This window comes from Streptomyces sp. NPDC041796, from assembly GCF_055590785.1.
This window is the reverse complement of sequence record NZ_JBVJAH010000017.1, coordinates 127330-147426: the sequence shown is the minus strand read 5'-3', so window position 1 is coordinate 147426 and position 20097 is coordinate 127330. Positions and strand designations below refer to the sequence as shown.

The window sequence follows — 20097 nt, the reverse complement described above, 5'->3', positions numbered from 1 at the left end:
CCAGGGCGGAGCCGGACCAGTGGGCGGCGAAGCCCTGGATGAAGGTCCATGCACCACTGCGGCCTTCAACGCCTCTGGCAAGCGACGCGGCAAGACACACCCCGACGAGCCGACCAGGTGTTCCTGAAAACGGGCAACATTCCGGGCCCTCTCGATCACCATGTTTGTCCGAACCCTGCAGCAATCGTTCCCATCTCACGCCAAGGAAGCCAGCCGGAGGGCACTGCGCTCCGCCACCTCGTCCTCCAGGCCCCAGCCGTCATCGCGAACGCCCTCGGTTACCACGAGGACCGCCTCACGGCTGGTGACCAGATCCGGAGGATCTGGTGCCGATGCCCCTCCTGAGGACCACACACCCAGCGGGGTGGGTTCCTCGGGGGCCAGGCGGCAGTCTGATAGCCGAAGCCGCCAGTAAGCGTGCCTGATCACCGGCGAGGGTCCTGGCTGGTTGCCGTGTGGTCAACAGTTTTCTGGCGTGGCACGTGCTTCAGGTCTGCAGCGCATACAGCGTGTTTAGACTGGCGCTATAGACGAGACCGTCGGCCACAGCTGGAGAAAAGCGCGGGCAGTGTTCCATGAAGGACCAGCGTTGCAGTCCGGACTCTGCGTCCACCGCATACAGCTTGCGGTCCCTGCTGCCGATGTAGACCACGCCATGGGCCACCGCCGGCGACGAGGACAGGCTGTTGCCCGTGGTGAAGGACCAGCGTTGTTGCCCCGTCTGCGCGTCCACCGCATACAGCTTGCCGTCCCAGCTACCAACGTAGACCAGCCCATGGGCCACCGCCGGCCTCGGCTCAATCACAGGGTGAAAACCCGACCACCGTGGCTTGCCGTATGCGAAGGACCAGCGCTTTAGACCAGGTGTGCTGCGGCGGGAATCACTAGGCGTCGCCGGGCGCGTTTCTTGCAGGGAGGAAGGGTATTCATTCTCGTGGACGAGCTGGGCGATCTGGTCAGGCATCCAGCCTGGTTCGGTAAGCAGGAGTGTGAGGCTGGTCCCCTGACCACTTCCACCCTTTATGCATGAGCTGGTCAGTTGGTCAAGCAGCGCGGCAACGGTGGGCCGCTGGTCGGGCTCTTTGGACAGGCAGGCGGCAACGACATCGCGTAGATCGGGCGCGAGGGTGTGAAGTTTGGGCTGCTCATGGACGGCTCGGAACTGGAGCACATCCGGGCTACCCGTGCCGAATGGGCCGACTCCGGTGGCCGTGTAGGCCAGTACCGCGCCGAGGGCGAAGACGTCGCTGGCCGGTGAGCTGTTCGGGAGACATGAAGCCCGGGGTGCCAATCAGCATGCCCCTTTTGGTCAGCGCGCTGGCCTCCATGGCCACTGAGATACCGAAGTCAATAATCTTGGGCCCGTCAGCGGCAAGGAGCACGTTCGAGGGCTTGAGGTCACGGTGGATGACCCCGGCTGCGTGGATGACCTGGAGTGCCTCAATCAGGCCGGCGGCCAGAGCACGTACCGAATATGGCGACCAGGGACCGTGAGCGGTGATCGCCTCATCCAGGGATGGACCTGGTACGTAGACAGTAGCCAGCCAGGCAGGGGAGCCGTCCGGCTCGGCGTCGACCACACCTGCGGTGAAAGCCCCGTTGACCCGCTGGGCCACGGTTACCTCGCGTTTGAAACGGCGCCGGAACTCCATGTCCTTAGCCAGCTCCGGGCGCACCACTTTCACGGCAATCTGGCGCCCGCCGGGTGAGCGCGCGAGGTACACCCGGCCCATGCCGCCGGAGCCCAGCCGCCCCACGATCTTGTAGCGCCCCACCTGCTGCGGGTCCTCCGGCTCCAAGGCTTCTAACGATCCCACCCAATGCTCCCTGTCCTATGGCCTCATGGGGGACGCTGCCCGTTGCGGCCAGGCCTCAATACAAAATCCACAACGCAGTCCGGTGCCTCATGGCTCCGTACGATGTGCCATCGTGCGATGGTGATTGTCGACCGCAGCCGCCCGGATCCCTCTCGCTGTCGAGCACCCCAGCAGCTCGGCTCGCGCCGCGAGGTCCCTTGCAGACCACGAGCACCCGCGCACCCGACTTGACGAGGACGTGGGTCACGTCCCGGACCCGGTCCATGCTGGTGTACGTCATCTCGGCGATCTTCGCCACCGACATGCCCTGCGCGGACAGCAACACCATCTGAGCCCGCCGCCAGGTCACCACCGACCTGGTGCCCCTGCGGACGATCCGCAGCAGCCACTGACCCTCGTCGTCATCGATTTCACGCACCCACACTCGTTCTGCCACCGCAAAAGCCTGACGGCACGGTGTTCATGCACGTAGCGGGACGCTGGAGATCGCTTTCCTGGCGCGGCCGCGGACACCGATCGGCAGCTGTGGGGCAGACTGCTCGATCTCTTCCCACTCGGACGAAGTGACGTCGATGTCCGTCTCGGTCACTTGGTCCCGGTTCGCCAGCCGTAGTTCGACCTGTCGACGGAGGGCAGCGTAACGCACAGCGGCTGCTCGGTGGCGCGAGGCGAGTTCGGGGTAGTTCCAGACCAGTTGCCCGGCACTGAGCGCAGCCGTCAACAAGCTTGAGACACCGGCTACCAGACGAACTGCGGTGAGGTCGGAGGCCGAGAGAGAGGCGAAGAGCGTTGTACCGACGACTGCGGACAGCATGGCAGTGGTGATCCCGGTGACGCGGTTCCAGTGGTTGAATCGCTCCGAGGCAATGTTGTGAGCCACATGGAGCATCTGTAAGCCACGGGCCCAACGCTCCAGTATCTCCACGTGGTCCGGACCACCGACATTTTCCACTACGTGTCCCCCGACTCGGACAACCGCGCCCAGTGCGCACCCACCATCCCGCCCGACTATGAAGCAACTGTCAAGAGCGCACCGCAGGCGGCCGTCTCGTCGGAGGACTGGAACGACCAGCGGCTGGTCTGCATCGACTTTCCGTGCGCCTAGCTGAGAATGCCCTACCAACCCGAACCCCCGGCAGAGGGGTCCAAGGCTGGCGAGCGTGAGGTTCCGCTGGACGATCATGCTTCCAGAGTGGCTCGACCGCCCACGCTGGCGACCTGGGCGGCGGCTACCCGGTTGTCCTGGTGGGTCTTGTCGCCTGCCTCGGCGAGGAACCGCTGAACGTCCACGTCGCCGCCCGTCAGGGCGGCTTCGGCAGCGGCCTTGACTCCGGGTCCGCCATTCTTCCAGAGATCGACAACTCGCCCGCGGTCGGTCGGCGTGAGCGTACCCGCGCCGCCAGAAGCGGGGGACCTCTTCCGCCATGGCAAGTACGGCGGGCACGGGACCCACCAGCCCCACAACGAAAATCAGCGGCAGAAGCTGCAGGGGCAGTCGGGCGCGTGGAGCGCGATGTCCTTCCAGCCATGCCTCTTGGCCAAGATCTTGTTATCAAGGGAACTCTTCTCAATCGCCGGCAATGCATCCGCCGGCCGCCCTCCTTCGGCGCGGCGAGCATAGCCGTCGGAGAACACGCGCTTCTTGACGGAGGATAGGAACTGCCACCAACGCCCGCATGGGAGACCACCACGACCTGACCAGGACGAAGCATCGCCTGAGCCACCCACGCCAGCCCGTGAGACGGCCCATATGGCCAGGGACCCGTAGCGGGGAGAGTAACGGCCCGACCCGGGGCGCCTGGCACGTTCACCGCACCCACTCATGCTTGTCGTCCTCCCCATCGGCGGCGCAGTGGTCTTCGCTCAGGAGAGGTCGTTCGCCTCGTCCTCGGTGAACTCGCCCGCGCGTCGTCCATGGCGCTCGGGACGCCCCGCCGCCGTCCCCTGCGGCCCGCACGGTACGTACGGCGTCGTGGAGGTCGAGAACACTTACCCCTTCGATCTCCCCGATGCTCCAGGACGCGAAGCGGACCCACCTCGGCTGGGCGCCCACATCGCGGGCGAAAGCGAGCTTCCACGCCGAGGCCGCTGTTGGGCGCGAAGTCGATCTCCACGCCGATGTCCTCCGCCTCACCACGTAGGCCACGGTCCAAGAAGTCCTAACGGAAAGACCAGCAGATGAGTGCGCATCGGAGGGGGAGGAAGGCTTCGTGGATGGCGTCGCGGATCCTCAGCAGATCCGCAGGCAGCAGCCTGGCGGCTCCGAAATCGGAGTGCGGGAGAGCCACCGCGCTGCGATACTGCGCCGATGATCAACATGCCTACCGCTGCGCTGGACTCGTTGCACGGCCTTGCGTTCGGCGACGCCTTCGGCGACCGCTGGTTCGGCATCCTGCGCAGGCATGGTACGGCAGCCCTGGAGGCGCGAAGGCTGCCCCCGGAACCGCTGTGGCAGTGGAGTGACGACACCGCTCAAGCGCTGGTTCTCGTCCGGGAGCTCGTCGAGGGCAGGGGCGTCGTCGACCAGGACCGCTTGGCCCAGCGCCTTGCAGCGGCCTACACCGAGGACACGCACCGCGGCTATGGAGCCTCGATGCATGACGTGCTGCGCCGGATCGACGCGGGCGAACCCTGGCGGGAAGTGGTCGCCGGGCAGTTCGGAGGCCAGGGCTCCTGGGGCAATGGCGCGGCCATGCGAGCCGCCCCGCTCGGCGCCTGGCACAGCGCCGATCTCGATGTGGCCGCTGAGCAGGCCGCCCGTCAGAGTGCGGTCTCGCATCACCACCCGGAGGCGGTCGCCGGAGCGGTGGCAGTTGCCCTGGCCGCGGCGCTGGCGACCCGAAGCCGGGGCAACGCCATCCCGGCCAGATCGGACTTCCTTCAGGCAGTAGCCGAACGACTTACCGACAGCGACGTCCGGTCGGGAGTGCGGATCGCGGCCCGGATGCCGGAGCACACCTCTGTTCGACACGCCGCGGAGGTCCTGGGCTCCGGCTACCGGATGTCAGGGCCCGACACCGTCCCGTACGCCCTGTGGTGTGCAGCGGGGCACCTCGATGACCTGCACGAGGGCCTGTGGGTCACGGTCGCCGGGGGCGGCGACATCGATACCACCTGCGCCATCGCGGGCGGGGTCATCGCCGCCCGCACCGGCGTTGCCGCCCTCCCTCCCGCATGGCACGCGGCCTGTGAACCGCTGCCCCCGGTCGTGACGTAGTAAGGACTCCTGACGGGACGAGTTCAGGCGCCGTCAGCAGATGAGTGCGCATCCGAGGGCGAGGAAGGCTTCGTGGATGGCGTCGCGGATCTCCCAACGGATCCCCAGGCGGCGGAACTGGGCAGTTGAGCGAACGCGCGCTCTACGACCCAGCGCTGGGTGCCCAGGCCGGAGCCGTGCTCAGTGCCGCTGCGGGCGATGAGTGGCTTCACTCCGAGGCCGCAGACCAGCCGACGGTACTTGTCGTGGTCGTAACCGCGGTCGCCCAGGGCGCCTATCGAGTCGTGATCAATTTGCGGGATGTGCCTTCGTGGCACGGTCCGGTCCGATAGACGGTCTTACGTGACGCGAGTGCAACTGACCGATCCAGAGCGCGAGTTCATCGAGCCGTACTTGCCGATCGGCGAGTACGGCCCGTGCCCCGAGCGACTTCGATAGCAGTTCGCGGGCGTGATCTGGCGGTGCAAGACGGGCGGGCAGTGGCGGGAGATGCCGACGGAGTACGGCGCCTGGTCGACCGTCCACAACCGGTTCCGGCAGTGGCGTGCTCCGGCTGAAGGCCGCCCTCCTCCGACGTTCCAGAGGCGGGCAGACCAGCAAGGTCCACTCGCCGCCGACCGCAACTGCCGCCCGCTGGCGTTCATCCTGACCACAGGCCAGGCAGCGGACAGCCCGCGGTTCATCCCCGTCCTGAAGAAGGTACGGGGTACGCGGGCCATCGGCCGACCCCACATCCGGCCCGACGCGGTCGCCGGGAACAAGGCGTACTCGTCTCGCGGAAACCGCGCCCACCTGCGCAAACGCCGTATCAAGGCGGTCATCCCGGAGAAGAAGGACCAGGCCGCCCACCGGAAGAAGGGCTCCAGAGGTGGCCGACCCGTCAGCCACGACGCCGATCTTTACAAGGAGCGGAACACCGTCGAACGCCTGATCAACAAGCTCAAAGCATGGCGAGGCATCGCCACCCGATACGACAAGACTCCCGACAGCTACCTCGCCGGTCTCCACCTGCGCGCCTCCATGATCTGGATCAAGGACCTCACCAGGACCACCCGATGATCACGACTCGATATGCCCCTGGGTGACGCGCTGAGGTGCCGGACGCCAAGGGCGGGCAGGAGTTGAGTCAACGGTCAACCAGCCGTGGACGCGGGGCTTCACCTGTGGATTCCGCGTCGGTGTCGTTCGTGCCGACCGGGCCGCGGGGAAGCATCCGGTCCAGCCACTTCGGCAGCCACCAGTTGGTCCGGCCGAGGAGTGTCATGGTCGCCGGTACCAGCACCATGCGTACGACCGTGGCGTCGATGAAGATCGCGGTGGCCAGGCCGAGCCCGAACATTTTGGTGGAGGGGTCCTCGGCGACGGCGAAGGACAGGAAGACCGCCACCATGATGAGGGCGGCCGAGGTGATGATCCGGGCGGTGCGCGAGACGCCCTCAACGATCGCCGTGCCGTTGTCGCCGGTGCGCAGGTACTCCTCGCGTACGCGGGAGAGGAGGAACACCTCGTAGTCCATCGACAGGCCGAACAAAATGGCGAAGAGGAACATCGGGATGAACGACACGATCGGAACCGTCGCTTCCAGCCCGATGAGTGCGCCTCCCCAGCCCCACTGGAAGACCGCGACCATGATGCCGTAGGCCGCGCCGATGCTCAGCAGATTCAGCAGTACGGCCTTGAGCGGTACGAGTATCGAGCGGAAAACCAGCATCAGCAGCAGGAACGACATCGCCAGCACGGCGGCGACGAACACCGGCAGGCGTTGGCTGGTGCGTTGGCCCACATCGGACAGGCTCGCGGCGGCGCCGCCGACGTGGGCCCTGGCCGGGCCGTGCCCGATCGCCGTGGGCAGCACGTCGGTGCGCAGCCGGGCGATGGTGTCGGCCGTGGCCTTGTCCTGAGGGCTGGTGGTCGGGAACACCACGAGGGTCGCGATGCCGGTGGCCCGATCGATGTGCGTCGGCGCGACGGATGCGATGCCCGGGTCCGCCGCGACCGCCTCGACGAGTCGGTCCAGCACTCCCGGATCACCGGTGGGGTCCGCGGCGATGACGAGGGGACCGTTAATGCCCGGGCCGAACCCCTCGGCGACGAGGTCGTAGGCCCGGCGCTCAGTACGGCTCTGCGGCAGTGAGCCGTCGTCGGGCAGGCCGACGCGCAGACCGAGCACGGGCAGCGTCGCGGTCAGCAGCAGCCCCGCCGCGCCGACCGCGTACGGCACCGGGTGCCGGCTGACGTGCCCGATCCAGCGACGCCACCCGGCGGCGTGGGCGGCGACTGCCGCCGGGTCCCGCCGCCGTGCGAGTCGGCCCGGCTTCCTGGTCTGCAGAGCCCGGCCGATCCGGCCGGCCCGGGCCAGGCGCGGGCCCGCCGCGCCGAGGAAGGCCGGCAGCAGCGTCACCGACGCGAGCACCATCGTCAGGACGACGATCGAAACGGCAACCCCACCCACCGTCATGAATGGCACGTTCGCGACCGCCAGGCCGAGGATCGACACGACGACGGTGCCACCGGCGAAGACCACCGGCCGCCCCGCCGTTGCCACCGCTCGTCCGGCCGCCGCCTGCGGATCGAGCCCGCGCGCGAGGTACTCCCGGTGCCTGGCGAGCACGAACAGCGCGTAGTCGATGCCCACTCCGAGCCCGACCATGCTGCCCAGGACCGGTGCGAAGGTGGGGACCTCTGTCACCCTCGCCAGTACCGTCATCGTGGCGACCCCGACGGTCAGCCCGAAGACCGCCATGCCGATCGGCAGCGCGGCGGCCACGAGCGAACCGAACGCGAGGAACAGGATCGCGGCCGCGGCGAGGAGGCCGATCAGCTCGCTCGCGCCGCCGTCGGCGTTGGAGAAGACGTAGAAGAGGTTCCCGCCCATCTCGATGCGCAGCGGCAGCTCGGCGCGCAGCCGGTCGCCGAGATCGACGAGGGCGTCGAGGTCTTCGGCCGACAGCCGGCTCTGGTCGGGGTACTGCACCCGGACGACCGCGATCCGCCCGTCGGCCGAGACGAGGCCGCCGCGCACGGCGGTGTCCCCGCCCGTGTCGAGCGCCCCGGCCGGGTCGCTCGTGCCGAGTACGTGCGGCAGCCGCTTCACCTCGGCCCGCAGCCGCGTGAGAGCGGTGCGCGCGCCCTCGTCGTCGAAGAACGTCGCACCCTCGTCGAGGGGGGTGACGACCACGTGGGCGGTCATCCCCTCCTGGCCGGTGCCTGCCCGCTCGATCAGTTCCGCGGCCCGTCGGGAGTCCAGTCCCGGAGCGGTCATCGAGTCCGCGGTACGCCCGCCGAAGGCGACGGCGGCGAGGACGGCGAGCGTGGCGGCGATCAGCCATGCCGCGATCACCCGCCAGGGATGGCGGGCGGCGCTTGTGCCCAGGCGCAACAGGGCTTTCGAGAGCATCGGGTCCTCCAACCACCTCGTCGGCCGTCCTTGTACGGCCGCCGATGCGTAAGGCTCGTCGTCACGGCGCTCCGCGGCATCGGCCCGCTGGCCGCGGATCCGTCGGCCCCGGGGCGGAGTGACGACCCGTCCTTTCGGCCGATGCGCGGCACGCCGCGGTCCCTAGGCTGAGAACCGTGCTCCGAGACGACCTGCGAACCCTGTGGACCGAACCCCGGCCGCCCGACGCGCCCGCCCGGGTGCGGCGGGACTGGGCGCTGCTCGCCGCGGGCCTTGCCGGTGTGGCGCTGGAGGCCACCCTGCGCGAGAACGTCGTGTGGCGGCCGGTGGCGGTGGTGGTCGCCGTATGGCTGGGCCTGCTGCCCCTGTGGCGCCGGACCCGCCCGCTGGCGATGGTGACGCTGGCGTTCGGCTCGGTGAGCCTGCTTGAGGTGGCCGCGCTCGTCGCCGCACCGCGCGAGCCCGTCGGCCTGTACACCGGCGCGGTCGTGCTCGTGCTGGTGTACGCGCTGCCCCGGTGGGGATCGGGACGCGAGATCGTGCTGGGTGGCGCGGTGATCCTCGCGGCCGGCGCGCTGTGTGTCGTCACGGACGAGACCCCGGTCGTCGAAAAGGTCGTGGGCATCGTCTTCCTGCTGCTGCCCGGCGTGGTCGGGGCTGCCGTGCGGTTCCGGGTGACCGCTCGCGAGCGGCAGTTGGACCAGGTGCGCTCCCGCGAGCGCGAGCAGCTCGCCCGGGAACTGCACGACACGGTGGCCCACCACGTGTCGGCCATGGTGATCATCGCCCAGGCGGGCCGGGTGCTCGCGGGCACCGACCCGTCCGCCGCCGTCGAGGCGCTGGAGGGGGTCGAGGAGGAAGGGGCGCGCACGCTGGAGGAAATGCGCGCCATGGTCGCCGCGCTGCGCGACCGCGGGGTCGGCGCCGAGCTGGCGCCGCCTGCCGGTGTCGCGGATCTGGAGCGCCTGGTGCGCACCCCGGGTGGTCGCCTCAGGGTCGACCTGGGGCTCGACGGCGAGCTGGACGCTCTGCCCCCGGCCGTGGACGCGGCCGTCTACCGGATCGTGCAGGAGTCGGTGACCAACGCGCTGCGCCATGCGGTCGACGCGACCGAGGTCGTCGTCCGGGTCGCCGCGGAACGGCACACGGTGCGGGTGAGCGTGCGCGACAACGGCCGACGCACCGGCCGGGGTCGCGACGGATACGGACTTACCGGACTGCGCGAGCGCGCGACCCTGCTCGGCGGCACACTACGAGCCGGCCCGGGTACCGACCGGGGCTGGCATGTCGACGCCGAACTGCCGAGAGCGAGGAGCGAGAGCGGTGTCCATTCGCGTCCTCGTCGCTGACGACCAGACAATCATCCGCACCGGGTTGCGGATCATGCTGAACGCCCAGCCCGGCATCGAGGTGGTCGGCGAGGCCGCCGACGGGCGGGAGGCGGTACGCCTGGCCCGCGAACTGCGCCCCGATGTCTGCCTGTTCGACATCCGCATGCCCGTACTCGACGGGCTCGAGGCCACCCGGCTGGTCGCCGGCCCGGGCGTCGCCGACCCGCTGGCCGTGGTCGTCATCACCACGTTCGACCTCGACGAGTACGTCTACGGCGCGCTGCGTGCCGGCGCCCGCGGATTCCTCCTCAAGGACACGGGACCGGACCTTCTGGCCCAGGCCGTACGGTCGGCGTCCGGCGGTGAGGCGCTCATTGCGCCCAGCGTCACCGTCCGTCTGCTCCAGGCATTCGCGGACCTGCCCGCCGGCCGGCCCGTGGCGCAGCCGGTCTCCCCCGTCACCGCCCGCGAGGAGCAGGTGCTCCTCGCCGTCGCTCGCGGGCTGACCAACACCGAGATCGCCGATGCACTGCACATCAGCCTCAGCACGGTGAAGACGCATCTGGCCAGCCTGATGGCCAAACTCGGCGCCCGCAACCGGGTCGAGATCGCGATGTGGGCCTACGAAACGCGCCGTATCCTCCCCGGAACCTGAGCCGGGTGCCGGGCCGTGTCTTATGAGTCCCCGACCGGACATCAGTGCACCGGTCGGCTCACGTCGGCTTCACGTGCCTCACCCGCCCCAGAGCGTGACGTACCAGGAGGCCGGACCTGGGACGGTGAGACACCCGATACGACAAGGCTCCCGACAGCTACCTCGCCAGTCTCCACCGCACGCCTCGATGTTCTGGATCAAAGACCTCACCAGACCCCCGGTGACACGAGTCAATGCACGCCCTAGTCCCCGAGCGATCCAACCACCTCGAGGACCATTTCGTTAGGAGTTCTCAGCGCAGGGGGTATGGGGCGGCCCCGCCGCTCGGGGGGTGAGTGGCGGGGCCGGTGTACTCGGCGGCGGTCGGGGGGGGGCCGCCGAGCTCGGGTCGACGTCCTTGTGCCCCGGGAACGCGCGGTCATGTGTGGTGGTTACGGCCTGGCCGGGAGTTGGGCGCTGGGGCACCGGGCTCCCGGCCAGGCTGTGCACTTCTGATGCTGGCGTACGGGGCCGGGTTGTCCGGGCCGGTATCCCCCGGATCCCGGATTTGCGTGTTCTGGTCTTCGGTCGCTTGGGTCGCTCGTTATTGGTCGCGGCCGGTGAGGGGGATACCGGCGGCGTGGAAGGCGCGCTTGAGGGGGCTGTGCCGGGTGCTGGTGTGGGGGTCAAGGCGCCCGGGCCGGACAGCTCGGCCTTGACGGGCATGTCAAGGCCGTTGAGCTTGGCGCGGCGATCCATCAGGTCAAGTACGGTGTCGACGGCCTTCATGTCGACGGCTTCTCCGACGTAGGTTGTCGCGGCCGGCCCAGACGGCTTCGAGGAGGGCGTCGAGGCCGCGGGCGACTCCCCGGTCCTCGGCAGCGCACCCATCTGATCAACCGAGTGGCGGGAGCGCCGGCTGCTGGCTGGGCTGAGAGTGCGCTGCGGCGGCAACTCACCGAGGAGACCGATAACGCCAAGTCCATGGCTGCGGTCTACCGCCACAGGCTGGATCCTGAAAGCCTTCCTCGTGCCCCGGTGGTGCCGACACCGCGTAGCGCCCCCGAGCAGCCGGTTACGCGCCCTCGCTGCCCTGAGTGCCACCGGCCGCTGGTGAATTGCCACTGAGGACGCCCTGTGCCGCGACTGCCGCGAGGAGGTAACCGCATGAGCACCCGGCGAGGAGCTCGGGCAGCAAACCCTTGTCACGAACCTGTCCAGTGAGCTGCCGCAGGCGTCCCTCACCGCGCTGGCCGTGACTCGAGACCATCGTCGCAGCACGGCGGCCGGTGAGCCCGCGCGCTAGCCGTCCCACCCTCCTACAGCGTGGAGGTGATGGAGCAGGCCGCTACCCGCTCAAGCAGGAACTGGGTGCGGTGCAGGCCAGCTCGGCCAACATGAAGACCGAGGTCACCATCGACTCGGCCTCCGAGCAGTTCGCCCACGCCGAGGGCGAGCGGTGAGGGCGAGCGGTGAGCCGCTCCATGTTGCCAGCCGGGCCGGTGCTGACCGCGCCGATCCTGGCCGCCTGGCGTTCGTCCGCGGCCGCTGCGTTTCCGCTCGGCTGTCCTTGGGTGTGTGCCACCTGCTCAGGGCTGCATGAGCGTGCGGGACGCTGACCGACCCGGGCAACTTCCTCGTGCTTGAGTCGTCGGACGTGATCCTGGTCGTGGTCCTGGGCGGTGTGTGGACGGTCACGCAATTCCGCAGGACTACGGTCTCGTCATTCCCCCAGGCTGCCCTCCCGTCGTTCCGGAGGGGTGTCCGGGCCAGCGTCCCTGAAGGCGGCCCGAACTACTGCCCTGAGCGGAGGCCACGCGAATTCCACATGACAGTTGCGAGCCAGCTCCGTGATCATTGGCCGATGACCATGAGACCGGACCTTCTCAGTCTGAGCATCGCGTGCCCTCCACCCGACGAGGGCGTCGTGGAGGTCCGCCCGATCGTCAACGGCCGGGATCTTCTGGCCGAGGTGGTCCCCGGTGGCGTGGGAGGCTCCCGGTACCTGGGAGTAGGCCCCAGGGATCTGCTGGGCCAGGACGGGCCGTTGCATGCCACGGCGACGCCCCACGAGGTTCGTCTCGCTTGGTCCGGATGCGGCGTGGAGGAGTGCTGTGGCGCGCTGTACATGAGGGTCACACGTGAGGGGGATCATGTTGTCTGGGCGGGCTGGCACGACCTGGCCAATCACGACTTCGACCTGCCGGAACTTCGGTTCACCGCAGGTCAGTACGAGGCCGAGGTCCTGCGAGCCGGAGAGGACCGCAGTTGGGAGTGGCCGGCAGGAGCGGTTGCGCGGCTGCTTGAGGCGGGGCTGAGGGGACGCGGAGACTGGCTCGTCAGGTGGGACTGCGAGTTGGAAGGCGTCTGGGCCTCCCGCAAGGAACCCGACCGGATCCACGTCGTCCTGAGGCATCCCCGTAACCAGGTCGATGCAGATTTGCCCTGGCTCCAGTTCGGGATGACCCTCCTCATCTCCGCAGACGCCCCACCGGTCCAAGCCGAGCGCCTTGAAGCGCAGCTGACCGCAGGCGATCCCCGTGCCGCCGCCGAGGTCTGGGGAGGTTCGCATGATGCCGAGCAACTGGGCTACCCATGGCCGCCGGTCGACCCGCTGTTCATGTGAACGGCAGGGAGAAACGGGGTTGGGCCTTCCCCTGCCGTTGGGCATCCACTCGCAACCGCCATCCCCATGAGGAAGCGTGACCGTGCGGGTGCCAGGGAGTGCCGGGCGGAAGGTCGAGGGCGGCGGGACAGCGGGCGGCGGGCGGCCTGACAGCGGGTGGCAACACCCCGTGCGGGTGGCGGTCGGCGCGGCGGGACAGCGGCACAAGCGCCCAGCCGCAGTGGGCGGGAGATCGGCAAGCGGGGCCTCGGTACGCCGGACCATCGGCAACACGGCAGCGGTGCGGTGGGAGGCAGGCGGTCGGCGGCAGGCTGCAGCAGACCAGCCGGACGATCCCTGGCCGCAACAGCCGGACCCGGGCGCCACGGCGCTCGTACAGCTCGGCCAGCAGTTCCTCGCCGTCCGTCCGGAGGGCGTCGAAGGCGATGCAGTACGCGGGGTAGGGGGCAGCGAGCTGGTCGACGGTGCGGCATCCCGAGACCGCACGGCGCTGCAACGCCTCGAATGAACCGCTCGTCGCGCCATACGACGAGGTGCGCGGCGGCACGATGACGGACGGGCCGATTCAGGCGCGTCGGCAGCACGGCGGCGTCACGTCACATGGGCTGCTCGCCCGCGGCGCGTCCGCCACGGAGCCGAACCGACCGTTGCGGTGCAGTGCTCAGCGCCGATGCCCGTTCTCACCCCGCCGCAGGAAGGCCTGAGCTTCGGCGGCCCGGGCCTCGCTGCGGTGCTGCTGGAGCCGCAAGCCCGCGTCACGCTCGATGAGTTGGCCCTCGCGATTCTCCGTATGCGGCCTGCGGTCCCGCCGGACGAGTATCACGACCAGCACCGCCACGACGACACCGACACCGACCAACAGCCCCACAGCCACCGCCCCCTCAATTACCCGAGTCCAGCACGCTACACGTCATCAGTTACACGAAGTCAAGCGTGCACGCGGCCATCACCACGCCCACCCGGCCTGCTCCCGTGAACAAGGCGCATGGAGGGGCGGGGGCCGCCGCGACGGCCGACGACAGAACAGTGGGGTACGACGTCGGCCACAGCCGGACAGCCACGACAGAACAGGTGAGCCCGACGGCAGCGGCCTACGGCCGGGGGCGGCACGCACGGCGGCACGGCGGCGGCACGGCGGCGGCACGGGGCAGCCGGGAAGCCAGCGCCCCAGCGGCCGCCTCTCGGCCAGATCAAGAACCGGCGGTGGGCGGTCGACTGCGATATGCCGAAGCTGGGCGGCAGTTGGCGTCAAGCGCAGCCGCTGACCAGGACGTAGATGATGGCGGCGAACAGCGTCTCATCAGGGGTGTCCTGCGTTCCGCCGCCCCTGCGGCCGCACCCTCGAGGGCGGGATCAGCGGCTTCGCCAGCTCCCACAGCCCGCCCGCAACATCCAACTCCACGTATCCCGCCCCATACCGAGATCAACGACGCCCCACCACAAGAGGCGTCCGGAGCGGACGGCCTGCCACCCTCGGTGGGGTTGGTGGTGCCCGCGGCCTCAGAGCACGGCGCAGCTCTGCCCGGGGTGCAGGCCCGGGCTGGGGTCGTCGTGGTCGTGGCCGTACACCCGGCCGCGCAGCAACTCGTTCAGCGTTCCAGCCGCCACCGACAATGCTGGGGTCATGCCCATCCCCACAGCAGGCCTCCTCCTTCTCGCTGGTGACTGATGCCGGCGGGCGGTGTGAGTCAGGGATCACTGATCGTTACGGCATGGCTCGGGGCTGTCGGAGCTGCCGGGGGAGCCTCCCGGACACGCCGTCGACGAGCGGATCCAGTGATCGTCCGCTCCCCAGGCCGCAGCGCACAGCGCCCGGTCGACCCCCGCCGTGTAGTGGGCGGCGGCGAGCCAGGCGCGGGCGAAGCGGTCGAGGTCGGCCGGGACGAGACGGCCGAAGGCGTCGAGGGTACGGTCGGCGGCCGCCGCGTGCAGTTCGTCGAGGAGTTCGGCCGCCGTACCGAGCCCGAGCCGCCGCAGGCGCCCGCTGTCGGCGGCGCTGTCCCCGGGGAAGGCGAGCACCCGGCGTCCGCCGGAGACGGCCTGGTGGACGCGTCGGCGCAGAAGGTGCACGGGGGCCTCGTCGAGCACGGGCGGCACCGCGACGGACCCGGCCCGCGATTCGGGCAGGTCCGCGTGCTGGAGCCGGTCAAGGCCCAGGTCGAGCCGGGCCCCGGGGTCGGTCGGGTGGCTGACGGCGAGAAGGTGGGCGCGGGCGTGCGCGGCCGGGACCAGCCGGGCGACGACCCGCAGGCGGCTCCCCCGGGCGGCGGCCAGCAGACGCAGGTTGTCGCGGTGGGGTAGCGCAGGATGGTCGTGGGCGGCGGCGAGCCGGACGGTCAAGCCGTCGCAGTCGGCGAGCAGACAGTCGCCCGCCGCCTCGCGGACCGTGCCGCCGACGGTGACGTCGAGGAACAGCAGGTCGTGATGGCCGTCCTCGGCGAGGGCGCGTACGGCCTGATCGGCGGCAGGCGCGGCCCACAGCCGGTCCAGGGGCTCGCTGTGCCAGGCCGCGCCCGAGGCGCGCACCGCACGCACTCCCGCCCCCGCGCCGAGCCGGCCCGTCGGGGAGACGGACGCACCGGTCACGGCCAGCCCCGCGCGTGACAGCTCACGGTGCGTCAGGGCCGTGTCGCCGATGCGCACCGCGCTGTCGGCCGTCCCCACGGCCCGGCCCGAGCCGCCCGGCGCCACGTCGGAGACCGTGTACAGGCGGCCCTCGGCGTCGGCGGTCCAGGTCACGGCCCCCGCGTAGCCGGTCGTCGTGAGGACCGGCTCGGAGAAGAGCCCGTACAGACGCAGTGAGCCGTCCGGACGGTAGGGCCGGCGCACACTGCCGCGCAGCGCGGTCAGCTCCGGGCCGACGGCACGCGGGATGCGGTGCGCGGCACCGAGGACGTCCCGGAGCGTGGTGACGAGGTCGGCGAGGCGGTACGACGGATCGGCGGCGCGGGCCGCGCGCAACCCGGTGACCACGGATACCGCGGAGCCAGCGGCCCGTGGCAGCCCGGCCAGCCTCGCGGTGTGCGCGGCCCGCAGCAGCTCCGCCTGCGGGACGGCGCCCGCACCGTCCGTGCCCGCGTCGAGCACGCGGGCCGCGGCGGTGTGGAGGGCCTGGGCAGCGGCGTGCTGGGCGGGGGTGGCGGAATCGGGGGCGGTAACGGCGGCAGGATCGAGCTGCGGCTGTGGCTCGGGCTGCGGCGCGGGGGCGGGTTTCGACGGCCGGGAGACGTCCGCTTCCGACGCCGCAGCCGATGCGCCGTCCGATGCGGCCACCGGTGCCGCAGCCGATGCGCCGTCCGGTTCCGCCTCCGCGATCGGCGCCGCCGAGGCCGCTGCCGCGCGGTGCAGGCACTCGGGGGCGAGAAGGCAGCCGCAGCGGATCGCGTCCGGGGCGGTCACCACTCCGCCTGGGGCGTGCAGTTCGAGGTCGGTGTCGTCGTCCAGGGCGAGGCGTACGGTGTCGCCGTCCACCACCATGGGGCGTCCCGACAGCTTGGCGACACCGGCGTCGAGCCGTTTGCGGAGCCGGGGCGACAAGGCCCCGACCAGCTCGGCGGTCACGGACGGGGCGACCGCGGGAAGGCCCGGGCTCATGCGATCTTCTCTCCTACCCAGCGGGCGAGTTCGAGCGGACTGAGGGCGGCGACCGGCATGCCCGCGGTGACGAGCTGCCCCGCGATGCCGGTGGAGTAGCGGGGGCGGCCCACGTCGTCGAGGCTCGCGCAGCCCAGCACATGGCAACCGGACCCGACCAGGGCCCGGGCCTCGGCGAGCAGCCCGCCGAGCGGGTATCCCTCCTCGAAGTCGCTGACCACCACGACGAGGGTGCGCGACGGCACGGTGACGAGCTCACGGGCGTGCCGCAGTCCCGCGGCGATGTGCGTGCCGCCGCCGACGCTGACCTCCAGCAGCAGGGACAGCGGGTCCGCGACATGACCGGTGAGGTCGATGACCTCCGTGGAGAAGGCCAGGAAGTGCGTGGAAAGCGTGGGCACCCCGGCCAGCACCGAGGCCGTGAGCGCGGCCCAGACCGTGGACGCCTCCATCGAGCCCGACACGTCGGTGACGAGGATCAGCCGCCAGTCGCCGGCGCGTTTGGCCCGGGTACGGAAGACCGGGCGTTCGGGGATCACCTGGACCGTGCCGTCCGGGGCGCGCCGCGCGGTCGCCAGGTTGGCACGCAGGGTGCGCGGCAGATCCAGGCCGCCGCCCGGCCGCCGGCTGGGGCGGGGCAGCGCCGTGCCGTGCAGCGCCGGGCGCAGGCGGGTGGCCAGCTCCCGGGTCAGCGCCTCGACCAGATGCCGGACGAGGGGACGCAGCGCGGCCAGCCGGGCCTCGGGCAGCCCGCCGGCGTGCCGGAGCACCGTGCGCAACAGGTCGACGGACGGGCGCACCCTGTCCGGATCGAGCTCGGCGAACACATCGGTGCGGCCGGACGCGGCCGCCGCCGCCAGCACCTCCTCCCGGATGCCGGGCCCGAACAGGACGGCCAGTTCCTCCGACCACTCCCGCACGCCGGGGTACGGCGCCTCCCGGCCACCGCCTGGCCCACCGCCGGGCAGTCCGCCTCTGCTGCCCTCGCCGCGTCCACTGCCGTACAACTCGTCCAGCGCGGTGGCCAAACCGGCGGCGGAGAGCGGTAGTCGGTCCGTACGACGGCCCAGCACCAGCCGCCAGCGGTCGGCGGGGGCGAGAAGGCTGTCTTCGGAGGGCATGGCAGCGGGGGCCTCGGGAGGCTCGGGGGGCCTGTCCCCGGCCGGCGGTGGCAGCAGCCCCAGCGCCCGGAGGCTCGCACGGGCCGCGAGGTCCGCGCCCGTCCAGGCGGCGAGCGCGGCGGGGCCGACGCCGCCGGTATCGGCCAGGTGCGTGGCGCCCAGGCGCTCCTCGACGACTGTGAGGAGGCGGTCGCGGGCAGCCGGGCTGAGTGTGTCGAAGCCTCCGCGCAGCGCCGGGAGCCGGTCCAGGAAGGCCCGGTCGGGCAGGCCGGCGATCCGGTCGAGAAGTGGCTCCAGCGCGGACGGCGCCGCCTCCAGGAGCGGTCCGGCGGCCGTCAGCACTCCGGCGAGCCGGGCGATGAGAGCGGAGCGGGACTCGGGATCGGTGGCCGAGTCCACCCAGGAGGCGACCCGGCCGCCGAGCGCCGAAGGCTCCTCGTGCCCGAGCAGCACGCGTACGGCGCCCGCGGCGCCCCGCATCAGCGGCGAGCCGTCGGCGGCCAGCCGGGCGAGCGCGTCGGTGAGCCGGATACCGCCCGGCACATCGGCACGGTGGGCGAGTTCGAGCAGGGCGTGCGCGTCGGCGGGGTCCTCGGAACCGGTGAGGCCGTCCACCTGACGCACTGCCGCCGCGGTGAGCAGTTCGGCCACGGCGACGGCTCGGGCCGCCCGCTCCTCGTCGGCCCCGAGCCCGGCGATGTGTCCGGCGCGCAGCCGGTCCAGCAGGGCGAGGGCGGCGAGGAGTTCGGGGAGCGTACCGGCCTGCGGCACGGTGTCGGCAAGGTCGTGGAGCCGTTCGTCCACCAGCTCCGGCAGGCCGCACTCCGCGGCCTCCCGTAGCCCTTGCAGGATCTGCGCGGCCGTCGGCCCGCCCTCGTCCCGATCCGCCCGCCGACGCTCGCGCAGCACGCCTTCCGCCGCCTGGGCGGGCGTGACCCCGCGCACCCCCGCCGCGGTCAGCATGGCCGCCGTGGCAGGGGTCCACCGGACCTCCCAGCGCGAGGTGAGCGCCTCGGCCCCGCCCGCGCCGACGACCTCCTTGGCCTCCGCGTACGGCACACCGCACACCGTCAATCGGCGCAGCAACAGCTCACGGCGGCGGTCCAGGTCGGAACGGAGCGGGTCCAGCCGCACATCGCGCGCGGCGTCGGCGCCACGGCTGTCCGGACCGGGCAGGCCCAGCGCCGCGACCTGCGACTCCACCGCCGGGGCGAGGCCGCTGCGCGGCGCGCCGGGAGCCGGACGGCCCATGCGGGTACCGACGAGCACCCGCTCCATCGCCCGTGCCACGGCCCGCCCCCGGCCGTACGGCTCGCCCTGTGCGAGCACCGTCTGCACCGCCTCCACCAGCTCACCGCGCCCCGCTGCGGGCAGCCCGCGCAGCCGCGCCAGATCACCGGCCAGGCGGCTGATCTCCCGGGCGTCGGCGGGCCCCGACGGATGTCCGAGGGAACGCAGCTCCGCACACACCCGCACGGCCGCCCGCGTCACCACCTCCTCCAGCGCGGCCGGCTCCCCCGCCGCGCGCAGTACCAGGTGCTGCCACTCCGGGTCGCGGATTCCCGCCGGGTAGCCGGAGCGCTCGTCCAGCAGCGCGTAGGTGTACGGGATGAGCGACGTCGCCCAAGTCCCACGCCTGGCTGGCTCGTCGAGCGGCTCCGGTGCCTCGGGCGACAACAGCGCGGGGGCGTGGAAGGCTCCGACGACCACGGCGGCCCGCTCGCCGTCGGCGGTGGTCTCGGCCAGGCGTGCGCGCATCCACCGCTCGCGGCGCAGGTCCAGCTCGGGGACCCCGCCGGAGGCGGCCGCTTCCTCGCGCAGCGCCCAGCCCGTGAGCAGCGCCGCCCGGCGCAGCGCCTCGGGCGGGGAGCCAGGAGCGTTGGCCTCCACGAGACGGTCCCACAGGTCGTCCCCGGGGCGGCCGGTGAGCCGCTCCCGCAGGGCGTCGAAGAGCCCGGGGCTGCCGGCCGCCTCCCCCGCCGTACCGCGTCCCTCGCTCCACGCCCGGTCGGCGAGCGGCAGATCGCAGGCGACGGCCGGGATCCCGTGCCCCGCGGCCCAGCGCACGGCGGCGAGTTCCGGCGAGAAGTCGGCGAAGGGGTAAAAGGCCGGACTTCCCCCGGCGTCGGGCGCGGCAGCCAGGGCGACCGGAGCGCGTGTCTCCTCATGGCCGAGCCAGGGCAGCCATTCCTGCATCTCGTCGGGGAGCTCGACGAGAAGCACGTCCGGCTTCGCCTCGTCAAGCAGCGCGGGCACGGCGGCGGCCAGGGACGGCGCATGGTGCCGCACGCCGATCAGGTAGGGCGCCGCCTGATCGGTCAGGGCCGCCACGGCCTCGTCCGGGGAGAGGGGCACGGTTG

16 protein-coding genes and 4 pseudogenes are annotated in these 20097 nt (G+C 71.3%); 7 read left to right on the top strand and 13 right to left on the bottom strand.

What is annotated here, in order from left to right:
* Window positions 1–487: 487 nt before the first annotated feature.
* The 4 genes and pseudogenes from ACZ6C1_RS29350 to ACZ6C1_RS29335 form a co-directional block, all read right to left on the bottom strand.
* Complete coding sequence (locus ACZ6C1_RS29350) at window positions 488–964, bottom strand: outer membrane protein assembly factor BamB family protein (protein ID WP_469244870.1); 477 nt, start codon at window positions 962–964, stop codon at window positions 488–490.
* 214 nt (window positions 965–1178) lie between these two features.
* Window positions 1179–1817: a serine/threonine-protein kinase gene (locus tag ACZ6C1_RS29345; protein ID WP_469244868.1), complete on the bottom strand. Its 639-nt coding sequence runs from the start codon at window positions 1815–1817 to the stop codon at window positions 1179–1181.
* A gap of 238 nt (window positions 1818–2055) precedes the next feature.
* Window positions 2056–2253: pseudogene (locus ACZ6C1_RS29340) on the bottom strand (IS630 family transposase); the annotation flags it as partial.
* A 24-nt stretch (window positions 2254–2277) separates the two neighbouring features.
* Complete coding sequence (locus ACZ6C1_RS29335; RefSeq protein WP_469244866.1) at window positions 2278–2742, bottom strand: SLATT domain-containing protein; 465 nt, start codon at window positions 2740–2742, stop codon at window positions 2278–2280.
* Between ACZ6C1_RS29335 and ACZ6C1_RS29330 the strand changes: the two genes are divergently transcribed.
* Window positions 2743–2922, top strand: a complete 180-nt coding sequence (locus tag ACZ6C1_RS29330) for a hypothetical protein (protein WP_469244865.1) — start codon at window positions 2743–2745, stop codon at window positions 2920–2922.
* 74 nt (window positions 2923–2996) lie between these two features.
* Here ACZ6C1_RS29330 and ACZ6C1_RS29325 read toward each other — a convergent pair whose 3' ends face one another.
* The gene (locus ACZ6C1_RS29325) at window positions 2997–3248 is read right to left on the bottom strand and encodes an ALF repeat-containing protein (RefSeq protein ID WP_469244863.1); all 252 of its coding nucleotides are present in this window, start codon (window positions 3246–3248) and stop codon (window positions 2997–2999) included.
* A 432-nt stretch (window positions 3249–3680) separates the two neighbouring features.
* On the bottom strand, window positions 3681–3806 hold the full coding sequence (locus ACZ6C1_RS29320; RefSeq protein ID WP_469244861.1) for a hypothetical protein: 126 nt from the start codon (window positions 3804–3806) through the stop codon (window positions 3681–3683).
* A 319-nt stretch (window positions 3807–4125) separates the two neighbouring features.
* On the opposite strand from ACZ6C1_RS29320, the gene ACZ6C1_RS29315 reads away from it, so the two are divergent.
* On the top strand, window positions 4126–5034 hold the full coding sequence (locus tag ACZ6C1_RS29315; protein ID WP_469244859.1) for an ADP-ribosylglycohydrolase family protein: 909 nt from the start codon (window positions 4126–4128) through the stop codon (window positions 5032–5034).
* Between the two features lie 33 nt (window positions 5035–5067).
* Here ACZ6C1_RS29315 and ACZ6C1_RS29310 read toward each other — a convergent pair.
* A pseudogene (locus tag ACZ6C1_RS29310) lies at window positions 5068–5297 on the bottom strand (transposase); the annotation flags it as partial.
* A 79-nt stretch (window positions 5298–5376) separates the two neighbouring features.
* Here ACZ6C1_RS29310 and ACZ6C1_RS29305 point away from each other — a divergent pair.
* Window positions 5377–6093: pseudogene (locus ACZ6C1_RS29305) on the top strand (IS5 family transposase).
* 67 nt (window positions 6094–6160) lie between these two features.
* Here the strand turns inward: ACZ6C1_RS29305 and ACZ6C1_RS29300 are convergent.
* A complete protein-coding gene (locus ACZ6C1_RS29300) occupies window positions 6161–8431 on the bottom strand; it encodes an MMPL family transporter (protein WP_469244857.1) in 2271 nt (756 codons plus the stop codon).
* A 176-nt stretch (window positions 8432–8607) separates the two neighbouring features.
* On the opposite strand from ACZ6C1_RS29300, the gene ACZ6C1_RS29295 reads away from it, so the two are divergent.
* The 4 genes from ACZ6C1_RS29295 to ACZ6C1_RS29280 all read left to right on the top strand — a co-directional run bounded on the left by ACZ6C1_RS29295 (window position 8608) and on the right by ACZ6C1_RS29280 (window position 13022).
* A complete protein-coding gene (locus tag ACZ6C1_RS29295) occupies window positions 8608–9780 on the top strand; it encodes a sensor histidine kinase (protein ID WP_469244855.1) in 1173 nt (390 codons plus the stop codon).
* On the top strand, window positions 9755–10417 hold the full coding sequence (locus tag ACZ6C1_RS29290; RefSeq protein ID WP_030832911.1) for a response regulator: 663 nt from the start codon (window positions 9755–9757) through the stop codon (window positions 10415–10417). Before ACZ6C1_RS29295 ends, ACZ6C1_RS29290 begins: the two co-directional genes overlap by 26 nt.
* Window positions 10418–11685: 1268 nt before the next feature.
* On the top strand, window positions 11686–11859 hold the full coding sequence (locus ACZ6C1_RS29285) for a hypothetical protein (protein ID WP_469244852.1): 174 nt from the start codon (window positions 11686–11688) through the stop codon (window positions 11857–11859).
* 401 nt (window positions 11860–12260) lie between these two features.
* Window positions 12261–13022 carry a hypothetical protein gene (locus tag ACZ6C1_RS29280; RefSeq protein ID WP_469244850.1) on the top strand — a complete coding sequence of 254 codons (762 nt, stop codon included), beginning with the start codon at window positions 12261–12263 and terminating at the stop codon, window positions 13020–13022.
* A gap of 661 nt (window positions 13023–13683) precedes the next feature.
* On the opposite strand, the gene ACZ6C1_RS29275 is transcribed toward ACZ6C1_RS29280, so the two are convergent.
* From ACZ6C1_RS29275 to ACZ6C1_RS29255, 5 genes and pseudogenes are all read right to left on the bottom strand, one after another.
* Complete coding sequence (locus ACZ6C1_RS29275) at window positions 13684–13890, bottom strand: hypothetical protein (protein WP_469244848.1); 207 nt, start codon at window positions 13888–13890, stop codon at window positions 13684–13686.
* A 296-nt stretch (window positions 13891–14186) separates the two neighbouring features.
* Window positions 14187–14438, bottom strand: a pseudogene (locus ACZ6C1_RS29270) (transposase); the annotation flags it as partial.
* Window positions 14439–14522: 84 nt separating this feature from the next.
* Window positions 14523–14648, bottom strand: coding sequence for a hypothetical protein (locus ACZ6C1_RS29265; RefSeq protein WP_469244846.1), 126 nt, complete (start codon window positions 14646–14648; stop codon window positions 14523–14525).
* Between the two features lie 69 nt (window positions 14649–14717).
* Window positions 14718–16616, bottom strand: a complete 1899-nt coding sequence (locus tag ACZ6C1_RS29260; RefSeq protein ID WP_469244844.1) for a hypothetical protein — start codon at window positions 16614–16616, stop codon at window positions 14718–14720.
* The gene (locus tag ACZ6C1_RS29255; protein ID WP_469244842.1) at window positions 16613–20092 is read right to left on the bottom strand and encodes a vWA domain-containing protein; all 3480 of its coding nucleotides are present in this window, start codon (window positions 20090–20092) and stop codon (window positions 16613–16615) included. Before ACZ6C1_RS29255 ends, ACZ6C1_RS29260 begins: the two co-directional genes overlap by 4 nt.
* Between the last annotated feature and the right edge of the window lie 5 nt (window positions 20093–20097).